Origin of the sequence: Kitasatospora sp. NBC_01287 (assembly GCF_026340565.1) — a bacterium.
In the GTDB taxonomy this organism is placed as follows: Bacteria; Actinomycetota; Actinomycetes; order Streptomycetales; family Streptomycetaceae; genus Kitasatospora.
Window position 1 is genome coordinate 4410068 of record NZ_JAPEPB010000001.1, and the last position, 26264, is coordinate 4436331.

A 26264-nucleotide genomic window follows, 5' to 3' on the forward strand; every position below is an offset into this window, starting at 1 on the left:
GCGGGTGGGCCCACGTCGGACATGGGCCCACCCGCCTTCGGCTGCTACGACCTGGAAGCCTCCCGGCTCAGCGGTGTCACGCTCGCCGTCGGCGCCGCCGGACGACAACGTACGTCCCGGCGCCAACGCCGGTCAGCAGCACGGCCCAGCCGAGTTCCACCGGCAGGTCTCCGGCACCGGTGTCCGGCAGCGGGATCTCGGTGATGACCTTGATCCCGTCCAGCCCGCCGGTTCCGTCGGGGTTGGTGTCGGGCAGGGGGTTCGGGGTGTCGGAGTGCACCGTGGCCGTGTTGAAGATGTCCGTTCCGTCCCCGCGGTAGGAGGGGGACAGCTTCGCCGAGATCCGTTCGGTGACCGTGGCGCCGGAGAGCAGCGGATCGTGGACCGGGCAGGTCACGACCTGCCCCGCGGCACGGCAGCCGGTCGCGGATCCGGCGAACACCAGCGCCTTGGGCAGCGGGTCGGTGACGAAGACGTTCCGTGCCGCGCTCGGGCCCTTGTTGGTCACCGTGATGACGTAGTCGAACGGGTTCGACACTGACACCGGCCCGCCGTTCACCGGCGGCACCGCGGTCTTGGTGACCACCAGCCCGGCCTGCCGGGGCTTGATGTAGGTGGTCCAGTTCCCGGTGGCCTGCGCCTGACCCTCCGGCCCCTGGTAGGAGACCGTCTCGGTACCGGTCACCGTCTCGCCGCCCAGCGCCAACGGATCGACCGGGAACCGGAGTTCGCCGGTGCTGTACTTGCCCTGCGGCTTGAGGCCCGCCGGGATCCGGCAGGTGATCAGGGTGTTCTCCTGGTTCGCCGTGCACTCCGGCGGCAGTTGCTCGTTCGGTCCGCGGAGGTGGTCGGGCACCCGCACGGTCAGCACCGCCGGATCCCGCAGGGTGGACGGGCCGAGGTTGATCACCTCGAAGGCCAGCTGCCGGATCTCTCCCGGGTACTTCTCGTCGTGCTGGTTGTCGGTGCTGACCACCAGCGTGCTCTTCGGCTTGCCCGGCTTGCCCGGGCAACCGGGCGCGGCCGGGCTCGCCTTCGGGTCCTCGCAGGCCGGGTCCGGCAGGCCGGTCACCGAGTCGGTGTTGTTCCGCTCGTTCGGGTCGGCGTCACCCGCGCTGACCACGACGCTGTTGGCGATGTCCGAACCGTCACCGGCGTAGTCCGGGCCGAGTCGGACGGTCATCCGCGTCACCACCTTCTGGCCGACCGCCAGCCGATCGCCGACCAGGCAGTCCCGGACCAGGCCGTTGACGGCGCAGTCCAGCTGCCGACCGGTGTCGGCGTTGGTGTAGCCGACCACGGCCAGGCCCGCCGGCAGGGTGTCGACGACCCGGTAGGACCGTGCCGCCTCGGACGGGCCCAGGTTCGTGATCGTGATCAGGTAGCTGTAGGTCTCGCCCGGCGACACCGGCCCGGGCGTCTTCGGGTCGAACTCCTTGGTGACGGCGAGGTCCGTCACCGGTTCGTCGATGCCGCCCGGGACTCCGGACGCCGACGCCGAGTTGTTCGCCTGGTTCGGGTCGGCGGAATCCGAGGCCACCGTCGCGGTGTTCACGATCTCCGGAGCCTGGCCGGAGCCGGCCGGCCGGAACGCGGGATCGATCCGGACCGTGATCCTCAGCTCCTCGACCGCCCCGTTCCCGAGGTCCCCGAGCGAGCAGGTCACCTTCTCCTGCCCGGAGTACGGCACGCCGGACGCGGTGCAGGCGGCAAGGTCCGAGGACACGTACCTCAGCTGCTTGGGCAGGAGGTCGGCCACGACGGCGTTCCTCGCCGTCGACGGACCGTTGTTGGTCACCTTGAGGTCGTAGACGAAGGTGCCGCCCGGCGGGACCTTCGCGCCCGTGCCGATGCCCGTCTTGGTCAGCGCCAGGTCCGCGAACGGCTTGGCCGGCGGGTTCGGACCGGGGTTCGGACCCGGCAGACCGCCCGTCGAGGCGTTGGACGTGTTGTTCGACAGGTCCGGGTCCGCCGTGTCCGACGTCACCGACGCCTGGTTCCTGATGTCGCTGCCGTCACCGGAGTAGACGTCCGCCAGCTTCACCCGGATGGTGAAGGTCTTCTGCCCCTTCACCTCCAGCGTCGCCAGGGTCGGACACGTCACCTTCTCGGAGCCGGAGTACGGGGTGCCGGCCGCGGTGCAGCCGTCCGGGGAGGAGACGAAGGCCAGCGGGGCCGGCAGCATGTCGGTCACCACCACGTTCGCGGCCTGCGAAGGCCCGTTGTCGGTCACGGTGACCGCGTAGTCGAAGTCGGTGCCGGGTGCGACCGGAGCGGTTCCGACGGGCTTCTTCGTGATCGCCAGGTCGGCCTTCTTCGGCCCGGGAGTCGGCGGGACCGGGCCGGGCGGGGTCGGGCCCGGCAGGTGGCCGGTCGACGCGTCGGAGGTGTTGTTCGACAGGTCCGGATCCGCCGTGTCCGACGTCACCGACGCCTGGTTCCTGATGTCGCTGCCGTCACCGGAGTAGGCCGGATCCAACCGCACCTTGATCGTGAACTTCTTCGTCTCCTTGGCCGCGATGACCGGCACCGTCGGACAGGTCACCCTCTGGCCGGCGGCCGTGCAGCCGTCCGGCGACGAGACGAGGACCAGCGCGTTCTGCAGAGCGTCGGTCACCACCACGTTCCTGGCCACCGACGGCCCGTTGTTGGTCACGGCGAGCTCGTAGTCGAAGGTCTCACCGGGCGAGACCGCAGTGGTGCCGACCGGTGCCTTGGTGATCGCCAGGTCCGCGGACGGCTTCGCCGGCGGGAACGGGCCGGGGCCGGGACCGGGCAGGTGGCCGGTCGAGGCGTCCGACGTGTTGTTCGACGGGTCCGGGTCGGCGACGTCATTGGTCACCGAGGCCGTGTTCTTGATCTCTGATCCGTCGCCGGCGTAGGCCGGGTCGAGCTGGACCACGATCCTGAACACCGTGACGGCGGCGTTCAGCATCTCGCCGACCGGGCCGCAGGACACGTTCTGTCCCGAGGCCGCGCAGCCGTCCGGCGACGAGACGAACTTCAGGGCCTGCGGCAGCGCGTCGGTCACCCTGACGTTCTTCGCCGGCGACGGGCCGTGGTCGGTCACCGTCAGGTCGTAGGTGAACGTGCCACCGGGCGGGACGGCGGTGGTGCCCTCGGGAGCCTTCGTGATCGCCAGGTCGGCACTCGGCGGCGTCGGCGGGTTCGGCCCCGGGCCGGGGCCCGGCAGGCCACCGGTCGAGGCGTCCGAGGTGTTGTTCGACAGGTCCGGGTCCGCGGTGTCGGACTTCACCGACGCCTGGTTCCTGATGTCACTGCCGTCACCGGTGTAGTGCGGGTCCAGCATGACCTTGATCCGGTAGGCCTGCGTGGCCTTCGGCGCCAACGACACCACCGGCCCGCAGGTCACCGTCTTCGAGTCCTGTGACGCGCAGCCGGCGCCGGAGACGAAGGTCAGAGCGCTGGGCAGGTTGTCCGTCACGTTGACGTTCTTCGCGGGGGACGGGCCGTTGTTCGTCACCACGACCTCGTACTCGAACTCCCCGCCGGGAGCGACGGGCGCGGTCCCGACCGCCTTCTTCGTGATCGCCAGGTCGGCGCTCGGCGGCGCCGGCGGGTTCGGAGCGGGGTTCGGACCGGGGTTCGGGCCCGGCAGGCCGCCGGTCGAGGCGTCCGAGATGTTGTTCGACAGGTCCGGATCCGCCGTGTCCGACTGCACCGACGCCTGGTTCCTGATGTCCGAGCCGTCCCCGGTGTAGTCGGGGTCCAGCATCACCTTCACCGTGTAGACGTGAGTGGCCTGCGCTGCCAGCGTCGGCAGCGCCGGGCAGGTGACGGCCTGGCCAGAGGCGGTGCAGCCGTCGGAGGCGGACACGAAGCTCAGGTGCGCCGGCAGGGTGTCCGTCATGACGACGGCCTTGGCCAGCGACGGACCGCTGTTCGTCACAGTGATCGCGTAGTCGAAGGTGCCGCCCGGCGGAACCGGGACCGTCGAGGCCGGCTTCTTCGTGATCGCCAGATCCGCGCTCGGCTTCAACGGCGGGTTCGGACCGGGACCCGGGCCAGGCAGGCCACCGGTCGAGGCGTCGGAGGTGTTGTTGGCGGTGTTCGGGTCCGTGGTGTCGGACTTCACCGACGCCTGGTTCCTGATGTCACTGCCATCACCGGCGTAGGCCGGATCCAGCTGGACCGTCACCTTGAAGACCTGCGCCTGGCCGACGTCCAGCGTCGCCGCCGGACCACAGGTCACCGTCTGACCCGAGGCCGAGCAGTTGGCGGAGGGCTGGAAGATCAGCCCCGCCGGCAGTACGTCGGTCACCGTCACGTTCTTCGCCTGCGACGGACCGGCGTTCGACAGGGTGATGTCGTAGACGAACGTCTGGCCAGGAGCGACAGCGGTGGCGCCCTCGGCCTTCTTCGTGATCGACAGATCCGCACTCGGCTTCAACGGCGGGTTCGGACCGGGACCCGGGCCAGGCAGGCCACCGGTCGAGGCGTCCGAGGTGTTGTTCGACAGGTCCGGATCGGCCGTGTCCGACTTCACCGACGCCTGATTCCTGATGTCACTGCCATCCCCGGCGTAGGCCGGATCCAGCTGGACCGTCACCTTGAAGACCTGCGCCTGGCCGACGTCCAGCGTCGCCAGCGGACCGCACGTCACCGTTTGCCCCGAGGCCGAGCAGTTGGCGGAGGGCTGGAAGATCAGCCCCGCCGGCAGTACGTCGGTCACCGTCACGTTCTTCGCCTGCGAGAGGCCGCCGTTCGTCACGGTGATGTCGTAGACGAACGTCTGGCCAGGAGCGACAGCGGTGGTGCCCTCGGCCTTCTTGGTGATCGACAGGTCCGCACTCGGCTTCAACGGCGGGTTCGGCCCCGGACCGGGGCCAGGCAGGCCACCGGTCGAGGCGTCCGAGGTGTTGTTCGCCGTATCCGGATCCGCCGTGTCCGACTTCACCGACGCCTGATTCCTGATGTCCGACCCGTCCCCGGAGTACGCCGGATCCAGCTGCACCGCGAGCCTGATGGTCGACGTCGCGCCCACGTTCACCGTGGCGATCGGCCCACAGGTCACCGACTGCGCCGCAGCCGTGCAACCCGCATCCGAGGACACGAACTTCAACGCGGCCGGAAGAACATCGGTCACCACGACGTTCTTCGCCTGCGACGGACCGGCGTTCGCCACCGTGATGTCGTACACAAGGGTCCCACCAGGCACCACAGAACCGGTGCCCTCGGCCTTCTTCGTGATCGACAGATCCGCACTCGGCTTCAACGGCGGGTTCGGCCCCGGACCGGGGCCAGGCAGGCCGCCAGTGGACGCGTCCGAGGTGTTGTTGGCCATGTTCGGGTCCGCGGTGTCGGACCTCGCCGACGCCTGGTTCCTGATGTCCGAGCCATCGCCGGCGTAGGCCGGGTCCAGTTGGACCGTCAGCTTGAAGACCTGGGTCTGACCGACATCCAGAGCTGCGGCCGGACCGCAGGTCACCGTCTGTCCTGAAGCAGTGCAGCCCGCTGACGGCTGGAAGATCAGCCCCGCCGGCAGTACGTCGGTCACCGTCACGTTCTTCGCCTGCGACGGACCGGCATTCGCCACCGTGACGTCATAGACGAACGACTGGCCGGGAGCGACAGCGGTGGTGCCCTCCGCCTTCTTGGTGATCGACAGATCCGCACTCGGCTTCAACGGCGGGTTCGGACCCGGGCCGGGGCCGGGCAGGCCACCGGTCGAGGCGTCCGAGGTGTTGTTCGACAGATCCGGATCGGCCGTGTCGGACTTCACCGACGCCTGATTCCTGATGTCACTGCCATCCCCGGCGTAGGCCGGATCCAACTGGACCGTCACCTTGAAGACCCGCGCCTGGCCGACATCCAGCGTCGTCGCCGGGCCACACGTCACCGTCTGACCCGACGCCGTGCAACCTGCGGACGGCTGGAAGATCAGCCCCGCCGGCAGCACATCCGTCACCGTCACGTTCTTCGCCTGCGAAAGGCCACCGTTCGTCACGGTGATGTCGTAGACGAACGACTGCCCAGGCGCGACCGCAGTGGTGCCCTCGGCCTTCTTCGTGATCGACAGATCCGCACTCGGCTTCAACGGCGGATTCGGACCGGGGTTCGGACCCGGCAGACCACCGGTCGAGGCATCCGAGGTGTTGTTCGACAGGTCCGGATCCGCCGTGTCCGACTTCACCGACGCCTGATTCCTGATGTCACTGCCATCACCCGCATACGCCGGATCCAACTGCACCGTGAGCCTGATGATCGACATCGCGCCCACGTTCACCGTGGCGATCGGCCCACAGGTCACCGACTGCGCCGCAGCCGTGCAACCCGCATCCGAGGAAACGAACTTCAACGCGGCCGGAAGAACATCGGTCACCACGACGTTCTTCGCCTGCGACGGCCCGGCATTCGCCACCGTGACGTCATAGACGAACATCTGACCAGGAGCGATACCGGTGGCACCCTCAGCCTTCTTCGCGACCGACAGATCCGCACTCGGCTTCAACGGTGGATTCGGACCGGGACCAGGGCCCGGCAGGCCGCCGGTCGACGCGTCCGAGGTGTTGTTGGCCATGTTCGGGTCCGCGGTGTCGGACTTCACCGACGCCTGGTTCCTGATGTCACTGCCATCCCCGGCATAAGCCGGATCCAGTTGGACCTTGATCTTGTAGGTCTTGGTCGCGGCAGAGTCCAGCGCCGCGGGACCCGTACACGTGACCACCTGCCCCGCAACCGCGCAACCGTCGGTCGAGGAGACGAACTTCAGCTCCTTCTGCAGCGTGTCGGTGACCACGACGTTCTTCGCCTGCGACGGGCCGGTGTTCGCCACCGTCAACTGGTACTCGAACATCTCACCCGGAGCCACCGCGGTTGTGCCGACCGGCGCCTTCGTGATCCCCAGATCAGCCTTCGCCGGTGCCGGCGGGTTCGGCCCCGGGCCGGGACCGGGCAGGCCGCCGGTGGTCGCGTCGGAGGTGTTGTTCACCAGGTCCGGGTCCGCGGTGTCGGACTTCACCGACGCCTGATTCCTGATGTCCGAGCCATCGCCGGCGTAGGCCTGGTCGAGCTGCACGGTCACCTTGAAGACCTGCGCCTGGCCGACATCCAACGTCGCCAGCGGACCACACGTCACCGTCTGACCCGACGCCGAGCAGCCCGCGGAGGGCTGGAAGAGCAGCCCCGCCGGCAGCACATCCGTCACCGTCACGTTCTTCGCCTGCGAGAGGCCGCCGTTCGTCACGGTGATGTCGTAGCTGAACGACTGCCCAGGAGCGACCGCAGTGGTGCCCTCGGCCTTCTTCGTGATCGACAGATCCGCACTCGGCTTCAACGGAGGATTCGGACCGGGGTTCGGACCGGGCAGACCACCAGTCGACGCATCGGAGGTGTTGTTGGCGGTGCTCGGGTCCGCCGTGTCGGACTTCACCGACGCCTGATTCCTGATGTCCGACCCGTCCCCGGAGTACGCCGGATCCAACTGCACCGTGAGCCTGATGGTCGACGTCGCGCCCACGTTCACCGTCGCGATCGGCCCACAGGTCACCGACTGCGCCGCAGCCGTGCAACCCGCATCCGAGGAAACGAACTTCAACGCGGCCGGGAGCGCATCGGTCACCACGACGTTCTTCGCCTGCGACGGCCCGGCATTCGCCACCGTGACGTCATAGACGAACGTCTGACCAGGAGCGACCGAGCTCGTGCCCTCGGCCTTCTTCGTGATCGACAGATCCGCGCTCGGCTTCAACGGCGGGTTCGGACCCGGACCCGGACCGGGGAGGCCGCCGGTTGCCGCGTCGGAGGTGTTGTTGGCCATGTTCGGATCCGCCGTGTCGGACTTCACCGACGCCTGGTTCTTGATGTCCGACCCGTCACCGGCGTAGGCCGGGTCCAGCTGCACGGCCACCTTGAAGACCTGCGCCTGGCCGGCATCCAACGTCGCCGCCGGACCACACGTCACCGTCTGATCCGACGCCGTGCAACCTGCGGACGGCTGGAAGAGCAGCCCCGCCGGCAGCGCGTCCGTCACCGTCACGTTCTTCGCCTGCGACGGACCGGCATTCGCCACCGTGACGTCATAGACGAACGACTGGCCGGGAGCGACCGAGCTCGTGCCCTCCGCCTTCTTCGTGATCGACAGATCCGCACTCGGCTTCAACGGCGGATTCGGACCCGGACCCGGACCCGGCAGACCACCGGTCGAGGCATCCGAGGTGTTGTTCGACAGATCCGGATCGGCCGTGTCGGACTTCACCGACGCCTGATTCCTGATGTCCGACCCGTCCCCGGCATAAGCCGGATCCAACTGCACGGCCACCTTGAAGACCTGCGCCTGGCCGACATTCAGCGTCGCCAGCGGACCACACGTCACCGTCTGACCCGACGCCGAGCAGCCTGCGGACGGCTGGAAGAGCAGCCCCGCCGGCAGCACATCCGTCACCGTCACGTTCTTCGCCTGCGAGAGGCCGCCGTTCGTCACGGTGAGGTCATAGACGAACGACTGCCCAGGAGCGACCGAGCTCGTGCCCTCCGCCTTCTTCGTGATCGACAGATCCGCGCTCGGCTTCAACGGCGGGTTCGGACCGGGGTTCGGACCCGGCAGGCCGCCGGTTGCCGCGTCGGAGGTGTTGTTGGCCATGTTCGGGTCCGCCGTGTCGGACTTCACCGACGCCTGATTCCTGATGTCCGAGCCATCGCCGGCGTAGGCCTGGTCGAGCTGCACGGTCACCTTGAAGACCTGCGCCTGGCCGGCATCCAACGTCGCCAGCGGACCACACGTCACCGTCTGACCCGACGCCGTGCAGCCCGCGGACGGCTGGAAGATCAGCCCCGCCGGCAGCACATCCGTCACCGTCACGTTCTTCGCCTGCGACGGCCCGCCATTCGCCACCGTGACGTCATAGACGAACGACTGCCCAGGAGCGACCGAGCTCGTGCCCTCCGCCTTCTTCGTGACCGACAGATCCGCGCTCGGCCTCAACGGAGGATTCGGACCCGGACCCGGACCAGGCAGACCACCAGTCGACGCGTCCGAGGTGTTGTTCGACCTGTCCGGGTCCGCGGTGTCGGACTTCACCGACGCCTGATTCCTGATGTCACTGCCATCACCCGCATACGCCGGATCCAGCAGCACGGTGATCCTGTAGACCTGTGTCTTGCCCGCGTCCAACGTCGCGAGCGGACCGCAGGTCACGATCTGATCTGCGGCAGTGCAGCCGTCGGCAGAGGAGACGAACTTCAGCTCCTTCTGCAGCGTGTCGGTGACCACGACGTTCTTCGCCTGCGACGGCCCGCCGTTCGCCACCGTGAGGTCATAGACGAACGACTGACCAGGCGCGACCGCGGTGGCGCCCTCAGCCTTCTTCGTGATCGACAGATCCGCACTCGGCTTCAACGGAGGATTCGGACCCGGACCCGGACCAGGCAGACCACCGGTCGAGGCGTCCGAGGTGTTGTTCGACGTGTCCGGGTCCGCGGTGTCGGACTTCACCGACGCCTGATTCCTGATGTCACTGCCATCACCGGCGTAGGCCGGATCCAGTTGGACGGTCACCTTGAAGACCTGGGTCTTGCCGACGCCCAGCGTTGCCGCCGGACCGCAGGTCACCGTCCGACCCGACGCCGAGCAGCCCGCGGACGGCTGAAAGATCAGTCCCGCCGGCAACGCGTCCGTCACCGTCACGTTCTTCGCCTGCGACGGCCCGCCATTTGTGACGGTGATGTCGTAGATGAACGTCTGGCCGGGCGCGACCGCGGTGGTGCCCTCGGCCTTCTTGATGATCGACAGGTCCGCACTCGGCTTCGCCGGCGGGTTCGGACCGGGACCCGGACCCGGCAGACCACCAGTCGACGCGTCGGAGGTGTTGTTGGCCATGTTCGGGTCCGCGGTGTCGGACTTCACCGACGCCTGATTCCTGATGTCACTGCCATCCCCGGCATAAGCCGGATCCAGCTGCACGGCCACCTTGAAGACCTGCGCCTGGCCGGCATCCAACGTCGCCAGCGGACCACACGTCACCGTCTGACCCGACGCCGTGCAGCCCGCGGACGGCTGGAAGAGCAGCCCCGCCGGCAGCACATCCGTCACCGTCACGTTCTTCGCCTGCGAGAGACCGCCGTTCGTCACGGTGAGGTCATAGACGAACGACTGCCCAGGAGCGACCGCCGTGGTGCCCTCGGCCTTCTTCGCGATCGACAGATCCGCCGACGCCTTCAACGGAGGATTCGGACCCGGCCCCGGACCCGGCAGACCACCGGTCGAGGCGTCCGAGGTGTTGTTCGCCATGTTCGGGTCCGCGGCGTCCGACTTCACCGACGCCTGGTTCCTGATGTCACTGCCGTCACCGGAGTACGCCGAATCCAGCTGGACGGTGAGCCTGATGGTCTTCGTCGCGCCCGCGTTCAGCGTCGCGACCGGACCGCAGGTCACCGTCTGACCCGACGCCGTGCAGCCCGAATCCGAGGACACGAAGTTCAGGGCGACCGGGAGCGCATCGGTCACGATGACATTGGTCGCCTGCGACGGCCCGGCGTTCGCCACGACGATGTCGTACACGAGGTTCCCACCGGGCACGACAGAGCCAGTGCCCTCGGCCTTCTTCGTGATCGACAGATCAGCGGACGCCGCCGCCGTGGTCGTCAACTGGAAGTTCACCACGTTGTTCGTCGCCAGCGGATCCTCGCTGTTCACGACCGCGGCGCTGCCACCCGACAACGTCGCGCCCAGCGGCGCGGCCGAGTCCACCACCACCGAGATGGCGAACGAGGCCGCGGCGCCGTTCTTCAGCCCGGCCGGGATCGTGCACGTCACCGACTTCTTGTCCGCCGCCACGGTGCAGCCCGAAGGCTGCGTCGCGGCGGCCGTCGTGCTGCCCGGCAGCGTGAACGTCACCGCCGACACCGACGTGGTGTCCGACGGACCACCGTTCGTCACCGTCCCGGTCACGGTGGTCGTCGTGCCCGGAATCACCGGCGCGGTCGGCGCGGTCACCGACATCGCCAGGTCGTTCGACGCCCTGGCCGTCGTGGAGAGCGGGACGGCCGCCGTGTTGTTCGCCGTGTTCAGATCGTCGGCGGACGCCACCACCACCGAACCGCCCGTGAGCGCGGTCGCCAGCGGGGCGTTCGAGGCGACGACCAGCGGGACCGGGAGGTCGGTCTTGGCGCCCTTGGCCAGGCCCGCGGGAACGGTGCAGGTGACCGACTTCCCGTCGGCCGCCGCCACGCAGCCGGCCGGCAGCGGCGAGCCGGGCGTGGTGCGCTGCGGCAGCGTGAACGTCACGGTCGCCGGGGACGCCGTCGTGGACGGGCCGTTGTTGGTCACGGTCAGCGTCGCCACGGACGTGCCGCCGGGCGCCACCGGGTTCGGGGCGGTGGCCGCGGTCATCACCAGGTCACTGGAACGCACCGAGAGTTTGGCGTTCGGGCACGTCGAAGGGTCCGTGGCATCCGCGCACAGCGGCTTGGTGTTCGTCGTGTCCGAGGTCAGCGCCGTCACGGCGTTGACGTAGTCGCCCTCCGTCGTCCCCTTGACCGTGATCTTCAGAGTCGCCGTCGCGCCCTTGGCGAGCGCGCCGACCGTCCAGGTGCCGGCGGTCTTGTCGTACTTGCCGCCGGAGTCGTCCGAGACGTAGGTCAGACCGGTCGGCAACTTGTCCGTCAGGACGACGTTGGCCGCCGCGTTCGGGCCGTCGTTCCGCGCGGTGAGGGTGAACACCGCCTGCCCGCCGGTCAGCACCGACGGCTTGTCCACGGACTTGGTCACCGTCAGGTCCGCGAGCGGCGCGATCAGGACCGGTGCCACCTGCGACAGCGGCGCGATACCGTCGCCGGAGAAGTCGTTGGTGGCTGTGCCCAGTGTCGCGGTGTCCTTCACCTTCGCCTGGAACGTGAACGTGAACACCGACGCCGGGTCCGGGGTCTTCCCCGGGTCCGGGCCCTTGGCCAGGGTGAAGAAGCCGCCCCAGGCCACCTTGGAGCCGGTGACCGTCGGCTCGTGCAGGCCGCTGCTGGTGCCGCTGCCGCTGGTCGAACCGGGCACGTAGTCCAGCCGCGGGTCCAGGGTGTCGGTGAATCCGAACGTGTTCATCGGAAAGGTGTTGGGATTGCTGAAACTCACCGTGTAAGTGACCGTTTCGCCCGGCTGCACCTTACCCGGCGTCACCGTCTTCGACGACGTCAACGCCGCCACCTTGTCCGGGCGGAACCCGCTGTAGAGGCTGTAGGTCTTGGACGTACCCGGGGCCAGCGAATACGGCCACGAGATCCCCATCCCACTGTCGAGCTCCGTCGTGCAATCACACGTGTTGGGCAGTGGTTTGCCGGTCGACGCCGGGTCCCTGACCTTGCTGAGAGCCCCCTCGGCATACGAGCTTCCGGCGGTGAGCGGCACGAGCAGCATCGCCTGCCCGGTGCCGTCGACCTTCTGCACGCACGCGATGCCGTTGCCCATCCCCGGCGCCGCGGGCAGCACCGCGCCGAAACTCCTGTCGACTCCCGCCAGAAGGCAGTCGCCGCCCCGGTACAGATTGCCCGCCTGCGCGGAGGCGCTTCTGTTGGTGACCGTGATGTCCACCCGGAAGCCGTTCTCGCCATTGACGTATGTCTCCGTCTGCGACAGACGCAGCGCGCCGGACCCGACCGAGAACACCGTCGTCATCGTGAACGGGTCGGCCGAGGTGCCCGAGCCGGTGGTCGGCGTCTGGCTGACAGCACTCGGCGCGGTCGCGCTGTTGAAGAAGGCTCCCGCCCAGAGGGAGCTCCCCGTACTGATGGCCGTGGCGCAGCTCTGAGGGCTGCCGTAGAACTGCGCCACGCTGTTGAAGAACGCCTGGCACGCGCCGGTCGGCGAGGTCTGGATCTGTGTCACCGGCTTGCCCGTGATGGTGCCGGTGGCGACCACCGTGACCGAGACACTGTCCGTGACGGGCTGGTTCCCGGTGGACGTCTGGGTCGCGGTATAGACCACGTTGGTGCCCGTCGACTGGCCCGAGGCCAGGATCGTCCAGGTACCGTCGGCCGCGACGGTCGCCGTGCCGACGGTCGTCGTGCCGCGCGTGAGCGTCACCGTGGACTTCGGCAGACCGGTTCCGCTGAACTCGGTGCTCGTCCCGATGGTGTCGCCGTTCTTCGCCGAGACGATGTCCACCGGCGTGATCGACCACTCCACGACCACCGCGCCGCCCGTCTTCGGGGCACCGTACTTGTCGCTGTCGTAGAACGGGTCGTCCGTCCCGCCGGCGGTCTGCCCCGCCCCCGCGGTGGTGGTGCCGTCCGGGACCTTGCCGGTGTCCACGAAGCCACTGCCGCCGCCACCGCCCGCGCCGCTCTGCGTCACGATGCCGGCGTCACCGCCCGCGCCACCGGCATAGCCGGCTCCCCCGCCGCCGCCGGCGTTGCTGGTGGCGATGTTCCCGTCCGTTCCGCCCGCACCGCCGGCCCCGGTCGGCTGCGCAGTCCCCGCCTTGCCCGAGAGGGTGCCTGCGCTCCCTGCCGCGCCTCCGACGGCTCCGGTCGCACCGGCACCGCCCTTGGCAGCCGCAGCGCCGCCACCATCGCTGCCGTTCGCACCGTTCGCGCCACCACCGGCCCCGCCGTTACCCCCCGCGACCGCCGCGATCCCCCGGCCGCCGCCACCCCCGCCCCCTGCGACCAGCAGCAACGCCCCGGACGCGTCCTTCACCCAGGCCGCACCACCGCCGGTCCCCGCGTTGAAGGCCCCGCCGCCCCCTGCGGGCACGTTGATCGAATACGACGACGCCACCGGCGCCGAGACGGTCCCCTGGGTGTAGCCACCGCCGCCCCCGAACCCGACCCCGGTGCTGCCGGCCGAGTTGCCACCGCCGCCGCCCCACAGATGGAACCGCACCGCGGGCGTCCCAGCCGGCGGCGTGAACGTCTGCGGGGAAGCGCCGGTCCGGAAGACCTGGCACTGGTTGAAGCCCGGCGTCTTCGCCGTACAGGTGCCCGCCGCGGCACGCGGCTGAGACGCGGGGGGAACCGCGGGGGCCACCGCTGAGGACGAGAACGGCGCCACGGCCGAGACCAGAAAGCAGGCCACCGCCATCGCGGTCAGACGCTTCAACCTGTCGAGCATCGACTTCCCGTTCTGTCCACATCAGGGCATTAACTGACTTTCTAAATATGAGAGCCCTATAGGACGCAGATATCGCCGGACACCCCAGGGCGGCGCGATGATCAGCAAAGATGAACCCGTTCAGCGCATCAGTGCGCTGATATGACGACTAGTCAGGTCAGTGCCCCGCGGGCCGCGGGCCGGCGAGACAACGCCGCAGCAGGACACCGACACACTGGATCTCTCACGGCACTGACCGATGCCCGGCGCAGAGAACGCCGGCGGTGCAGACGCGTTCAGGGCGCCGACCGGGATTCCGTCTGCTGACTACCCGTCAGGAACGTGCCCTGCGAGCGCAGGGCCGTGCCGCGGGCGTGCGACCGCTTCCCGGCGAGCAGGCCTCGAGGGCAGCTCGGCGCGTCACCCGGGACTCGGGTGGGTGGTGCCTCCGGGCCCCGGGCCGCCCTGTCCTGGATGTCGAAGGCGCGCAGGCGCCGCGCGAAGTGCCGCGCCTGCGCGGACCCGGCCGCGCACAGCGCCCGGCGGACCTGTACCCCCACGGACCGCCGATGGCGGCCGCCCCTCCGGCCGGCCCAGGACTAGGCGGCAGCGGACCTACCGCGCCGGCGGACGACCGTCCGGACGGCGACGAGCCCCGCGAGGAGTGCCGCAGCGGCTACGGCCCACGGCCACCCGCCGGCGAGCCGGCCGGACCAGCTGCCATGCCCGGCGGCCAACCGCGGGTTGACCTGGACCCTGCCCGAGTCGGAGGCGCAGCTCAGCAGGAGACCGGTGTCGCCCCGCTGGACGCAGGCGGTGCTCGACAGCGTGTCCGCGGAGTGGCGCGCCGTGTCGGAGTTGGGCTGCTGGACCTGGATGCCTTGGGCTCGGGCGGCGGCGAGTTGGGCGCGGGTACCCAGGTGGCCGGTCACGTGGAGGTCGCGGCTCTGACCGGGATCCAGGTCGATGCCCCACAGGACCTGCGCACCGGTGTTCTGGCCACCATCGGAGATCGCCGCCGGAAGGACCGCCGCGGACAGCATCTGGGCGACCTGGAGGTGCTCCATGCGGCCGGCGGTGGCGTTGCGAACGGTGACGGTGTAGTCGATGTCGGTGCCCTCGGTCAGCGCGGAGCCGGAGTGCCGCACAGTCACCTCCACGGGGTGGGACGTCGCGGCGGGCCCGGTGGCGGAGCCGCCCGCGCTCGCCGCGGGCTCAGGCTGGGACAGCGCCCTGGCAGCGGAGGAGCGCGGCACAGCCTGAGCGCTCGACGCCGTCACCGCGGAGGCGGTCGGCGTCACCGACAGCGGCAACGCCACGACTGCAGCGGTCACCGCGGCGGCGCAGGCAAGTCCCGAAGACAGACGCGGACAGTTCATAGGGGCTCCCTCGGATACGGCCTCTCAACACCCACCAACGGGCCGATTGTCCGTTATGCCCCACTTAAAACGCGGGAGGCCGCCCCAGCCGGAACACCCGGCCGTGCCCTACCCCTCCCGAGCGGCCGGAGCCCGCCCGGACGGCCGGCCAAGGCGGGCTACGGTGCGGGCGGCCACAACGCAGAGTGTCAGCACTTACGGGGAAGTCACGCGATCGCCGCTTCAGCGCCGCCGATCGGACTCACCATAAGAGCAGCCGAGGTCGTGCTCCCCATATCGCTTACTCACCAATAGAGTTGGCGCCACGGACCGGAGACACTCCCGATCGGCCCGGAGCAGGCGCTGGATCACCTTGCAGAATCAGTCCGGACAACAAGAAAGCCCCAGGCCATTGACCTGGGGCTCTACCTCTGGGCGGGCGACGAGAATCGAACTCGCGCTATAAGCTTGGGAATCTCGAACGCTTGGACCGTCAACTGCTAAACCCTTTAGGCAAGTTGTAGTTCGACAAGATGACCGATGGCCATACGTTCCTGACCTCTGCCGGCCTCTGCATACCCGCCGTACTTGTGCGCCAGTCGTGCGTCCCAGGCCATGCGGTACCACCACGAGTTCACCCGAACTTCCTTGGAATGCCGGTTACATGGGTCGGCCCGGGGCAGGACCGTTGGTCTGATGGTCCTGCCCCGGGCTTGGCGGTGTGGTGGTTACCCGTCGTTGGCCTTACGCCTGCGCGTCACCACGATGGTCACCATGCCACCGGCGAGCAGGGTTGCAGCTGCGACCTCTGCCCAGAGGATGTTCACTCCTGTGTCGGGGAGCGGAGGCTTCGGAGGCGTCGGAGCCGGAGGTGTCGGGACCGGAGGTGTCGGGACCGGAGGCGTCGGAGCCGGAGGTGTCGGAGCCGGAGGCGTCGGGACCGGAGGCGTCGGAGCCGGAGGTGTCGGAGCCGGAGGTGTCGGCGTGGGAGTCGGCGTCGGTGTCGGCGTGGGCACCGGAGGCGTCGGTGTCGGCGTGGGCACCGGAGGCGTCGGTGTCGGCGTGGGCACCGGAGGCGTCGGCGTGGGCACCGGAGGCGTCGGTGTCGGCGTGGGAGTCGGCGTGGGAGTCGGCGTCGGCACCGGAGGCGTCGGCGTCGGTGTCGGGGCGGTCTGTGTGAAGGTCGCGGTCATCGCCGTGTTCTGGTCGAGCGTGAACTGGTACACCGGCGTCGTCGCAACGATGCCGCGTGTCCTCGGGCTGTTCGCGTCGCTCCAGTTGGCGAAGGTCCAGCCCGGTGCTGCGGTGGCCGTCACCGTCACCGTGGAGCCGCACCCGTACGGCGCCGGACGGTCGGCCGCAACCGTCCCCCCCTCGGCGGGCTGCGCCCGCAGGGTCAGCGCGCAGTCGACCGGCCCGAAGCGGGCCTCCAGGGTCGAGTCGGCGTCGACCGGGACGCTCACCGAGGTGCTGGTGGTGGCCGGCTCCAGGGGCTTGCCGTCGAGCGACCAGCCGATCAGCCGGAAGTTCGGGTTTGGCGTGGCGGTGGCCCGGACCAGCGCCCCCTTGTCGTACGGCCCGGGAACGTCGACCGTCGCGCTACCACCGGTGTCGGGGGTGGGCTTCACCGTCAGGCGGCAGTAGACGGCCGGGACCTTCTCCGGCTGCATCGCCGCCACGACCGGCGCATTCCTACGGACCACCCGCACCGCGTCGGAGGGCTGGGCCGCAGAATCCGGCGCGCCCAGTGGCTCGCCCTCGTAGGTCGCGGTGGCGTCGGAGTAGCGGTTGATCCGCCGGCACCCGTCGCAGCCGTCGTCGTAGGCCATGATGGTGCGCCACTTCTTACTCGGCGCGATCCAGCCGTGGGCGTGCGGATACTTGCCCGGCGCCGGCTCAGCCACCCAGTCGTGGTCCAGGCCGAGGTTGTGGCCCAGTTCGTGCCCGAGCGTGAAGTTCGAGACGGCGTTGACGTTCATCATCAGGAACATGCGCTTGCCGCTGGAGGGCTTCGGGTCCTCCACCCAGGATCCGGTGCCCACCCCGACGCTCTGGAACACCGCGACATCGTCCACCGAGTACTTGGTCCACAGCTCGTTGTCCGACGCCCATTTCCGGTACTCCGCGGTCTCCTTGGGATTCTCGGCCGGGAGCCCGGGCTCGTCGTCGGCCGGACCGAGGTAGACCAGTCGGACCCGCAGGACCAGCCCGCTGTTGATGAACCCCCGGTTGGTCAGGTCCACACCCAGCTTCGCCTGGACCTTGACCTTGTCCTCGCCACCGGCCTTGGCCACGGCCCCCTTGGTGTAGAAGATGGCCATGTCGATGGTGTTGACGTCCTTGGCACCCTCGCAGTCGGCCGACGGGTCGTCGCGCACGGACGGCTTCGCCGCGGTAGCCCCGGGACCGGGCCCCGCTGCGGACGGGTCGTCCGGCGGAACGACCTCCTCGTCCGACTGACCCGGCACCTCCTCGCTGAACGCCGGGTTGAGCTCCTCCACGCGCACCGTCCCCGGTGACGTCGATGCCAGGGCATAGATGCGACCGCCGGTGGAGATCTGCCCGGCCACCTGAGCCGAGGCCGGGTCCGTGCACAGGGCGTCGAAGTGGAAGTCGGCGGACCCGTCCGCATCCCCCTTCACCTGCGCCGCCCAGTCGACCTCGCCCGCAGGACCCGGCCGCACCTCGCCCCCGGTCAGGTCCACCGCGACATCGGGGAACAGCCTCAGCGTGGTCTCCGGGCTCTTCTCCGCGACGTGCTCCGGGTCGCACAGAAGCGACCGGACCTCCCCGAGACGCCAGCGGATGTCCGCCGACCGCAGCACGCGCTGCCCGTCAGCGGAGCGGCCCGCCGCAGAACCCGCCATGACCGCCCCCGCCGGAGCCTGGCGCACGGCACCTGCCCAGCCCACGGACGACGACGGCACAACCGCAGCCGTCAGGGCCAACGTTGTCAGCACCAACAGACCCGGCACTGTGACGGAGCGCTTCACGCCACGAGATGGTCGCATGTCACATAGAACTAACATGACATCAGACACGACAGCTGTCACCGCACTGACCTTTCATCCTCCCGGCCCACCAGGCAATGTGACGGCTCCCTGCGGTCCTGACTCCCCATCACATAGCTCGGCGGCACATCGACCCAGGACCGGACGCGCCACCGGCGGGGCCGAAGCCGAGCCGGCGATACGTGGGATCGACGCCCCGGCATCGGAAGCATGTACGTGCGCCCCCGGCTGCTCGTGCGGCTGCCAGTGTGGCGGCGAGTAGCCGACCGGCCGCCTCCGCCCGGCATGGCGCCGAAGGTCCGCGCCGGGCGGAGTGCTCTCCTCCCCCAGCGCTCCGCCGCGTCAGATCCGGGGGGCTCCGCGTTCTGCGTAGAACTGAGCGAACGTCTCCACGGGCAGTTCGGCATCCGGTGTCTGAGTTGTACGGCCGGACGGATTGCAGAATGTGAGGGTTCCGTCCTCATGGCCGGTGATGACGGCCAGGTGGCCGCCCTTGGCGGGCGCCGGCCGGTCGGGCTGGCGGATCTCCTTGTGCACCGAGGCCATGACCAGTCGCCCGGCCGCGAGGGATCGATCAAATATTCGACCAAGCCTGCATCCGACGCCCACTGCCCCTCTTCGAGGTACACAGTCGTGCGCCAGTCGTGCGCCAGCCTCAAATTGATCCAGACAACAAGAAAGCCCCAGGCCGTTGACCTGGGGCTTTACCTCTGAGCGGGCGACGAGAATCGAACTCGCGCTATAAGCTTGGGAAGCTCATGTTCTACCATTAAACTACGCCCGCGTGATGACCCGTCAGCGACGGCTCGATCATGCATCATGCTACCCCATCCCCCGCCCTGCGCCGAAACACCTGCCGCGGATACGGTGGCGCCGCGCGGCAGGCGGCGAGGCGTCGTGAAGGGTGTCCGGAAGATCCCCTAATGTGACGCTGTCGTGGTGCGGCCGAGGCCCCGGCTCTGGTGGGGGTTCGGCCGTGTTGGGGAAGTGTGGGAAGGGGATCGATGGGTCAGCGGACCGTTGTTCGTTGTGCCGAAGGGCACCTGTTCAGTACCGGCGCGTTCCCGATGCAGCATCTCGGGGCCGGGCGGCTCGGGCCGGGGCGGTTGATCCGCTGTCCGCGGTGCGGACGGATGCGCAGCTCGGTGCCGGCGGATGTGAGCGCGTTGACGGCACCGCAACTGGCGCGGGCGCTGCGGCTGGAGGCCGCGCCGTTCCTGGCCTGAGCGGGCCGGTCGTACGGTGCCCTCCTGGATGCGGAACGCGTGTGCGGGAGGGCACCGGATGGTGAACGGATTGGGAGGACGCGCTCGCGAGCACGTAACCTCGTGGCGTGCTGCTCTCCGACAAAGACATCCGTAGTGAGATCGACAAGGGCCGGGTCGTGGTCGACCCGTTCGACCCTGCCATGGTCCAGCCGTCGAGCATCGACGTCCGACTGGACCGCTTCTTCCGGGTGTTCGAGAACCACCGGTACCCGCACATCGACCCCTCCGAGGAGCAGCCGGACCTGACCCGGCTGGTCGAACCGGACGGCGATGACGCGTTCATCCTGCACCCGGGCGAGTTCGTGCTCGCCTCGACGTACGAGGTGATCACGCTGCCGGACGACGTGGCGTCCCGGTTGGAGGGCAAGTCGAGCCTGGGGCGCCTCGGGCTGCTGACGCACTCCACCGCCGGCTTCATCGACCCGGGGTTCAGCGGGCACGTCACGCTGGAGCTGTCGAACGTCGCGACGCTGCCGATCAAGCTCTACCCGGGGATGAAGATCGGGCAGCTCTGCCTGTTCCGGCTCTCCTCGCCCTCCGAGCACCCGTACGGCTCCGCGCGGTACGGCTCGCGCTACCAGGGGCAGCGCGGGCCGACGCCGTCGCGTTCGTTCCTGAACTTCCACCGCACCGACATCTCGGAGAAGTAGCGGCCAGGAGCAGTAACAGGAGCAGTGACAGGGGCAATGGCAAGGAGCTGAGGAGCCCGGCCGGTCAGACCCGCTTGGGGCGGGTCACCGCGGTGAGTTCGGCGCCGTCCGCCGACAAGGTCAACTCGGTCTCCAGTGCGGAGAGCTGGCCGAGCCGGTGCAGGTGGGTACCGCCGCAGGCGATGTCCGCCGGGCCGACCGGGAGTTCGCAGCGCCAGCGGCGGCGGGCGGTCAGCTCGGGGGACGGCACCTCGACCCGCACCGGCGCGTCGGCCGCGACCCAGGCGGCGAGGCGCTCGTTGACGTCGGCGGTGATCGCGGGCAGCGCCTCGGCGAGGGCGGGCAGTTCGTCGGCCGCCTCGGTGGTGAAGCCCTTCTTCCGCAGCGACTTGCCGAGCCGGTAGACGTCGGTGCTGGCCTCGGTGTCCATCACCGAGGAGGCCATCGCCAGGCTGTCGAAGTCCGGGTTGCCGAAGGCGTCCGCCCGCCCCGGGTCCTTGCGCCAGCGGTCGGCCAGCGCGGCGTTCAGCGCCAGCGCGAGCAGGTGGCAGCCGGTGTGCGCGGCGCTCAGCGCGGTGCGGCGCTCGGCGTCCACCGCCAGCGTCACCGTGCGGCCCACCAGCGGCTCGGCCGGCTCCTCGGCGAGCACGTGCAGCACCAGCCAGGACCAGGCCTCGTCACCGCGCCGCACCGGGATGTCGGCGCCGACCAGCAGCTCCCCGCCCTGCTGATCGACCGCGGCGGTGAGGCAGTCCACCACCGCCAGCGCCACGCCGCCCGCGGTCAGCGTGCCGGTGTCGGCGGGCTGGTCGGGCCAGGTGTGGTCGAGCGGGTGGAAGGGGGTGTCCGCGGTGACGACGCCGTACCGGCCGTCGCCCAGCGGGTGACCTGCCAGGACGGTGGACTCACCGGTCACCGCGCCGCCGGGGAAGCTGACTCGGGTGGTGGGGAGGGTCATTCGGTTGCTCCGTGCAGTGGGGATCAAGGGGGATGAAAAAGATCGGGAGGGGCTGAAGAACAGCGGAATCGAAGCGGCGAGCCGGGCAGGGGGCGCACCCGAGCCCGCCGCGCGCGACCGTCAGCCCAGCGTCGGCAGCTTGATCAGCACCAGCAGGGCCAGCAGTTGCAGCGAGGCGGCGCCGGCCGCCTTGCCCCAGGGCAGGTCGTGCACCCGGCGGACCAGCGTGGTCAGCAGGACCGCGAAGAACGCCCAGGTCGCCCAGCCGACCGCCTGCACCAGCACGTTGTCGGAGGGCAGGAAGAGCGCGAGCACCAGCCGCGGCGCGTCGCTGGTCCAGCCGAGCAGCACGGACAGGCCCACGGTCGAGGCCCACGGGCCGTCGCCGCCGAGTTGGCGGGCCAGCGCGTAGGTCACGGAGCCCAGCATCAGACCGGCCAGGGTGAAGACGAGCGCGGCCCCGAACAGGGACCAGGCGGCGACCGGGAAGGTGGAGTTGACCACCTCGTCGTGGGTGTCGCCGAAGCCGAGCACCGCGAGCACCGCGTACAGCAGGGAGACCGTGATCGTGGTCAGCCAGACCTGGTGGTCGCGCATCTGGTCGAAGGTACGGGTCGGGGACCGGTAGAGGCCCGCCAGCAGTTCGCGCCAGCGCAGCCGCGGCCCGCCGGTGCGCGGGGCCGTGCGGCCACCGGCCCGGTAGGTCGCGACGTGGTCCGGCGACTCCGGCCGGCCCTGGGCCCGCGACCGGGGTGCGGGCCGCGACCACGGCGGCTGCTGCCCGTAGGCCGGCGCGTCGGGGTAGGTGGCGTCGGGGTAGGTGGCCTCGGGCTGGTCGCGCCGGTAGCCCTGCTGCGGCTGCTCGCCGTAGTAGTACGGCTCACCCGGCGACTCCCCCAGCGGCTGCCCCGCCGGGTCGACCGCGAACGCCCGCGTGTGCCCGGGCTGGTCCGCCCGGTACGGGTCCACCCCGTAGGGCTCGGTCGGCTCGTACGCCGCCGCCGGAGCGGCGTGGTCGCGCTCGCCGCCGCCCCAACCGCTCCCGCTCAGATATCCGTTGCCAGCCACCCTCCGAAGGTACCCGGAAAGGTGACCGGCGGCCCCACCGTCCCGCGTACCCAAGGGGATTGCAGCAGGGCTGTGACGCGGCGCCCCCGCGGCCGCCAGCAGGCGGCCACGGGGGCGGCCACGGAGGCGGCCACGGAGGCGGCCGGAGCCCGCTACTTCTGCAGCACCGAGCCGTGCACGGCGGCCGCCGAGGTCTCACCGGCCGGGCAGCCGCCGGGGCCCGCGCTGATCCGCACCGCGCCGACCGGCAGCAGCGTGCCGCAGGCGATCCGGATGCCGTTCGGCAGCTCGTTGTCGGATTCGACCACCGCGCCGTCGCCGATCACCGCACCGTCCAGCGAGGTGCGCGCGCCGATGGTGGCGAAGGCGCCCACGATGGAGTCCTTGACGAAGGCGTCCGCGCCGATCACCGCGCCGGGCAGCACGACGCTGCCCTCGACGATCGCGCCGGCCGCGACCACCGCGCCGGCCGCGACCACGGTGCCCGAGCTGAGCACCGCCGCCGGGTCCACGGTGGCGCCGTCCAGCAGCAGCGCGTCCCCGGTCGGGCCGGGAACGGCCGGGGAGTCGACCCGGCCGAGCACCAGGTCGGCCGAGCCGCGCACGAATGCGGCGGGGGTGCCCAGGTCCAGCCAGTACGAGCTGTCCACCACGCCGCGCACCAGGGCGCCGCTCTCCAGCAGCTCGGGGAAGGTCTCGCGCTCGACCGAGACCACCCGGCCGGCCGGGATGCGATCGATAACCGAACGGGTGAAGACGTAGCAGCCCGCGTTGATCTGGTCGGTGACGATCTGCTCGGGCGTCTCCGGCTTCTCCAGGAACTCCAGCACCCGCCCGGTCACGTCGGTCGGCACCAGGCCGAAGGCGCGCGGGTCCTCGACCCGGGTCAGGTGCAGGGTGACATCGGCACCGGAGACCACGTGGCCCTCGCGCAGCGCGGCGATGTCCAGGCCGGACAGGATGTCACCGTTGAAGATCAGCACCGGCTCGTCGGGGCCGCAGGTCAGGCCCTCGGCGGCGTTGCGGATCGCCCCGCCGGTGCCCAGCGGCTCGACCTCGGTCAGGTAGACCAGCTCCAGGCCGTACGGGGAGCCGTTGACGAAGTGCTCCTCGAAGACCTCGGCCAGGTAGGAGGTGGCGAGCACCACGCGGGTCACCCCGGCGGCAGCGGCCCGGGCGAGCTGGTGCGCGATGAACGGCACGCCCGCGACCGGCAGTATCGGCTTGGGGGTGTGCGTGGTGAGTGGGCGCAACCGAGTGCCCTGACCGCCGACCAGCATGATCGCCTGGGTCATCTTCGCGTTTCTCCCCTTGGTTCCGGTCAGCGACCTGGCTCGGAGTGGTGCCAGGGCCGTCGCTTGGGTGCGTGGTGCTCGTCGGGGCGCCGACCTGCCTGCCAAGCACGCGCGGTCGGACCCCCACTCCGAGTGGGCGCGACCCGGGCCGCGATCCCGATTTCGTTCAGAATATGCATTCTTGTCATTCAGCAGCCTGCCCCGGGTGAACAGCACCCGGGGCAGGCATCATATGTGAGACATCGGGGCGCGACCGCATTAGCGCCCGGGCCGAATACCCGTGCGGAAGGACTAGACCTCCGCGGGCTCGGCGACCTCCGTCGGCAGCGCCTTCACCGAGTCCAGCAGCAACTGCGCCACGTCGACGACCTTCAGGTGCTCCTTCGCCACGCCCGGGCCCGCGGCGGAGCCGCCGTTCGACGCCTTCTTGCCGTTGACCGAGTCGGAGAGCATCACCAGGCAGAACGGGCAAGCGGTGGAGACGATGTCGGGGTTGAGCGACAGCGCCTCCTCGACCCGCTCGGTGTTGATCCGCTTGCCGATCCGCTCCTCCATCCACATCCGCGCGCCGCCGGCACCGCAGCAGAAACCGCGCTCCTTGTGCCGGTGCATCTCCTGCTGGCGCAGCCCGGGGACCTTGTCCATGATCTCGCGCGGCGGGCTGTAGACCTTGTTGTGGCGGCCCAGGTAGCACGGGTCGTGGTAGGTGATCAGCCCCTCGACCGGGTTGACCGGGACCAGCTTGCCCTCGTCGATCAGGTGCTGCAGCAGCTGGGTGTGGTGGATCACCTCGAAGTGGCCGCCGAGCTGCGGGTACTCGTTGGCGATGGTGTTGAAGCAGTGCGGGCAGGTGGCCACGATCCGCTTCTTCGGAGCGTCCTCCAGCGCCGCGTTGAGCGTCTCGACGTTCGAAGCCCCGAGCATCTGGAAGAGGAACTCGTTGCCCAGGCGGCGGGCCGAGTCACCGGTGCAGGACTCCTCCTTGCCGAGGATCGCGAACTTGACGCCCGCGGTGTGCAGCAGTTCGGCGAAGGCCTTGGTGGTCTTCTTCGCCCGGTCCTCCAACGCGCCGGCGCAGCCGACCCAGTAGAGGTACTCGACCTCGGCGGGCTCGATGTCAGCGCCGATCACCGGCACCTCGATGCCGGTCTCCTTCTTGAGCTCCTTGACCCAGTCGAGGCGCGCCTTGGTGGCCATGCCCCACGGGTTGCCCTTGTTCTCCAGGTTCTTGAGCATCGTGCCGGCCTCGGTGGGGAACGAGGACTCGATCATCACCTGGTAGCGGCGCATGTCGACGATGTGGTCGATGTGCTCGATGTCCACCGGGCACTGCTCGACGCAGGCACCGCAGGTGGTGCAGGACCACAGCACGTCGGGGTCGATGACCCCGTTCTCCTCCGCGGTGCCGATCAGCGGGCGCTCGGCCTCCGCCAGCGCGGCCGCGGGCACGCCCGCCAGCTGCTCGGCGGTGGCCAGCTCGTTGCCCTCGGCGTCCTTGCCGCCGCCGGCCAGCAGGTACGGCGCCTTGGCGAAGGCGTGCTCCCGCAGGCTCATGATCAGCAGCTTCGGCGAGAGCGGCTTGCCGGTGTTCCAGGCCGGGCACTGCGACTGGCAGCGGCCGCACTCGGTGCAGGTGGAGAAGTCGAGGATGCCCTTCCAGGAGAAGTGCTCGACCTGGGAGACGCCGAACACCGCGTCCTCGGCCGGGTCCTCGAAGTCGATCGGGGCGCCGCCGCTGGTCATCGGCCGCAGCGCGCCGAGCGCGACCGAGCCGTCCTCCTCGCGCTTGAAGAAGATGTTGAAGAACGCCAGGAAGCGGTGCCAGGCCACACCCATCGAGGGGTTGACGCCGATGGTGATCGCCCAGGCGAAGGAGATGCAGATCTTCAGCATCGCGAAGATGTAGATCAGGTTGACCAGGGTGCCGTGGGCCAGCCCGTGGAAGGCGGCGACCAGCGGGTACGAGACCAGGTAGCGGACCTCGTAGGAGCCGACGCCCGCCATCGCGCCCTCGATGCCGCGCAGCATCATGATGCAGATGCCGATGCCGAGGATCGTGTACTCGACGTAGAAGGCCTGCCAGGCGATCGAGCCGGCGAACCGCGACTTGCGCCCGGCCCGGGAGGGCAGGCTCAGCAGCCGGATCACGATCAGGGTGAGGATGCCGAGCGTGGTGAAGGTGCCGATCAGCTCGGTGAAGAGCTCGTACGGCAGCCAGCCGCCGAGCACCGGCAGCACGAACTCGGCGTCGAAGAGCTGGCCGAAGGCGGTGACCAGGGTGAGGAAGAGGGTGAAGAAGCCGACCGCGACGAACCAGTGCGCGACGCCGACGACCCCCCAGCGGTTCATCCGGGTGTGGCCCAGGAACTCCACACCCACCGTCTTGGCCCGCTGGACCGGCTGCCCGGTCCGGGTGCCGTCCGACTGGCCGGTCCTGACGACCTGGTAGATGAACATGCCCGCACGGGTGGCGAGCGCGATGCCGATCACAGTGGTGATCAGCGAGATGACGATCGCTGCTAGCTGCATCGGCTCTCCGTCTCCTGCGGGTGCGAGGGGCGATGGCGGTCTTGGGTCACGGGGGTCCGGTACCCGGCTTCCGGGTACAGCGGTCCCCC

At 69.8% G+C, this 26264-nt stretch carries 9 protein-coding genes, 1 tRNA gene and 1 pseudogene; 2 read left to right on the forward strand and 9 right to left on the reverse strand.

Annotated elements, in window-relative coordinates; genetic code table 11:
- Nucleotides 1-76 precede the first annotated feature (76 nt).
- From OG455_RS18800 to OG455_RS18820, 5 genes are all read right to left on the reverse strand, one after another.
- Nucleotides 77-13831, reverse strand: coding sequence for a hypothetical protein (locus OG455_RS18800; protein WP_266295222.1), 13755 nt, complete (start codon nucleotides 13829-13831; stop codon nucleotides 77-79).
- 806 nt (nucleotides 13832-14637) lie between these two features.
- Complete coding sequence (locus tag OG455_RS18805; protein WP_266295224.1) at nucleotides 14638-15192, reverse strand: hypothetical protein; 555 nt, start codon at nucleotides 15190-15192, stop codon at nucleotides 14638-14640.
- Nucleotides 15193-16124: 932 nt separating this feature from the next.
- Entirely contained in the window at nucleotides 16125-18389 is a 2265-nt protein-coding gene (locus tag OG455_RS18810; protein ID WP_266295226.1) for a hypothetical protein, read from the reverse strand.
- A 360-nt stretch (nucleotides 18390-18749) separates the two neighbouring features.
- Nucleotides 18750-18953, reverse strand: a complete 204-nt coding sequence (locus tag OG455_RS18815) for a hypothetical protein (protein WP_266295228.1) — start codon at nucleotides 18951-18953, stop codon at nucleotides 18750-18752.
- A gap of 167 nt (nucleotides 18954-19120) precedes the next feature.
- A tRNA-Gly gene (locus tag OG455_RS18820) sits at nucleotides 19121-19191 on the reverse strand.
- 220 nt (nucleotides 19192-19411) lie between these two features.
- Between OG455_RS18820 and OG455_RS18825 the strand changes: the two genes are divergently transcribed.
- Together OG455_RS18825 and dcd are read left to right on the forward strand one after the other, a co-directional pair.
- On the forward strand, nucleotides 19412-19633 hold the full coding sequence (locus tag OG455_RS18825) for a hypothetical protein (RefSeq protein ID WP_266295230.1): 222 nt from the start codon (nucleotides 19412-19414) through the stop codon (nucleotides 19631-19633).
- A 107-nt stretch (nucleotides 19634-19740) separates the two neighbouring features.
- A complete protein-coding gene (gene dcd, locus OG455_RS18830; RefSeq protein WP_266295232.1) occupies nucleotides 19741-20325 on the forward strand; it encodes a dCTP deaminase in 585 nt (194 codons plus the stop codon).
- Between the two features lie 64 nt (nucleotides 20326-20389).
- Here the strand turns inward: dcd and OG455_RS18835 are convergent, their stop codons facing one another.
- The 4 genes and pseudogenes from OG455_RS18835 to OG455_RS18850 all read right to left on the reverse strand — a co-directional run bounded on the left by OG455_RS18835 (nucleotide 20390) and on the right by OG455_RS18850 (nucleotide 26175).
- Nucleotides 20390-21283, reverse strand: coding sequence for a metal-dependent hydrolase (locus tag OG455_RS18835; RefSeq protein WP_266295234.1), 894 nt, complete (start codon nucleotides 21281-21283; stop codon nucleotides 20390-20392).
- A 120-nt stretch (nucleotides 21284-21403) separates the two neighbouring features.
- Nucleotides 21404-22351, reverse strand: coding sequence for a Yip1 family protein (locus OG455_RS18840; protein ID WP_266295236.1), 948 nt, complete (start codon nucleotides 22349-22351; stop codon nucleotides 21404-21406).
- 221 nt (nucleotides 22352-22572) lie between these two features.
- Nucleotides 22573-23646, reverse strand: a pseudogene (locus tag OG455_RS18845) (sugar phosphate nucleotidyltransferase); the annotation flags it as partial.
- 291 nt (nucleotides 23647-23937) lie between these two features.
- Complete coding sequence (locus OG455_RS18850; RefSeq protein WP_266295238.1) at nucleotides 23938-26175, reverse strand: (Fe-S)-binding protein; 2238 nt, start codon at nucleotides 26173-26175, stop codon at nucleotides 23938-23940.
- Nucleotides 26176-26264: the final 89 nt, after the last annotated feature.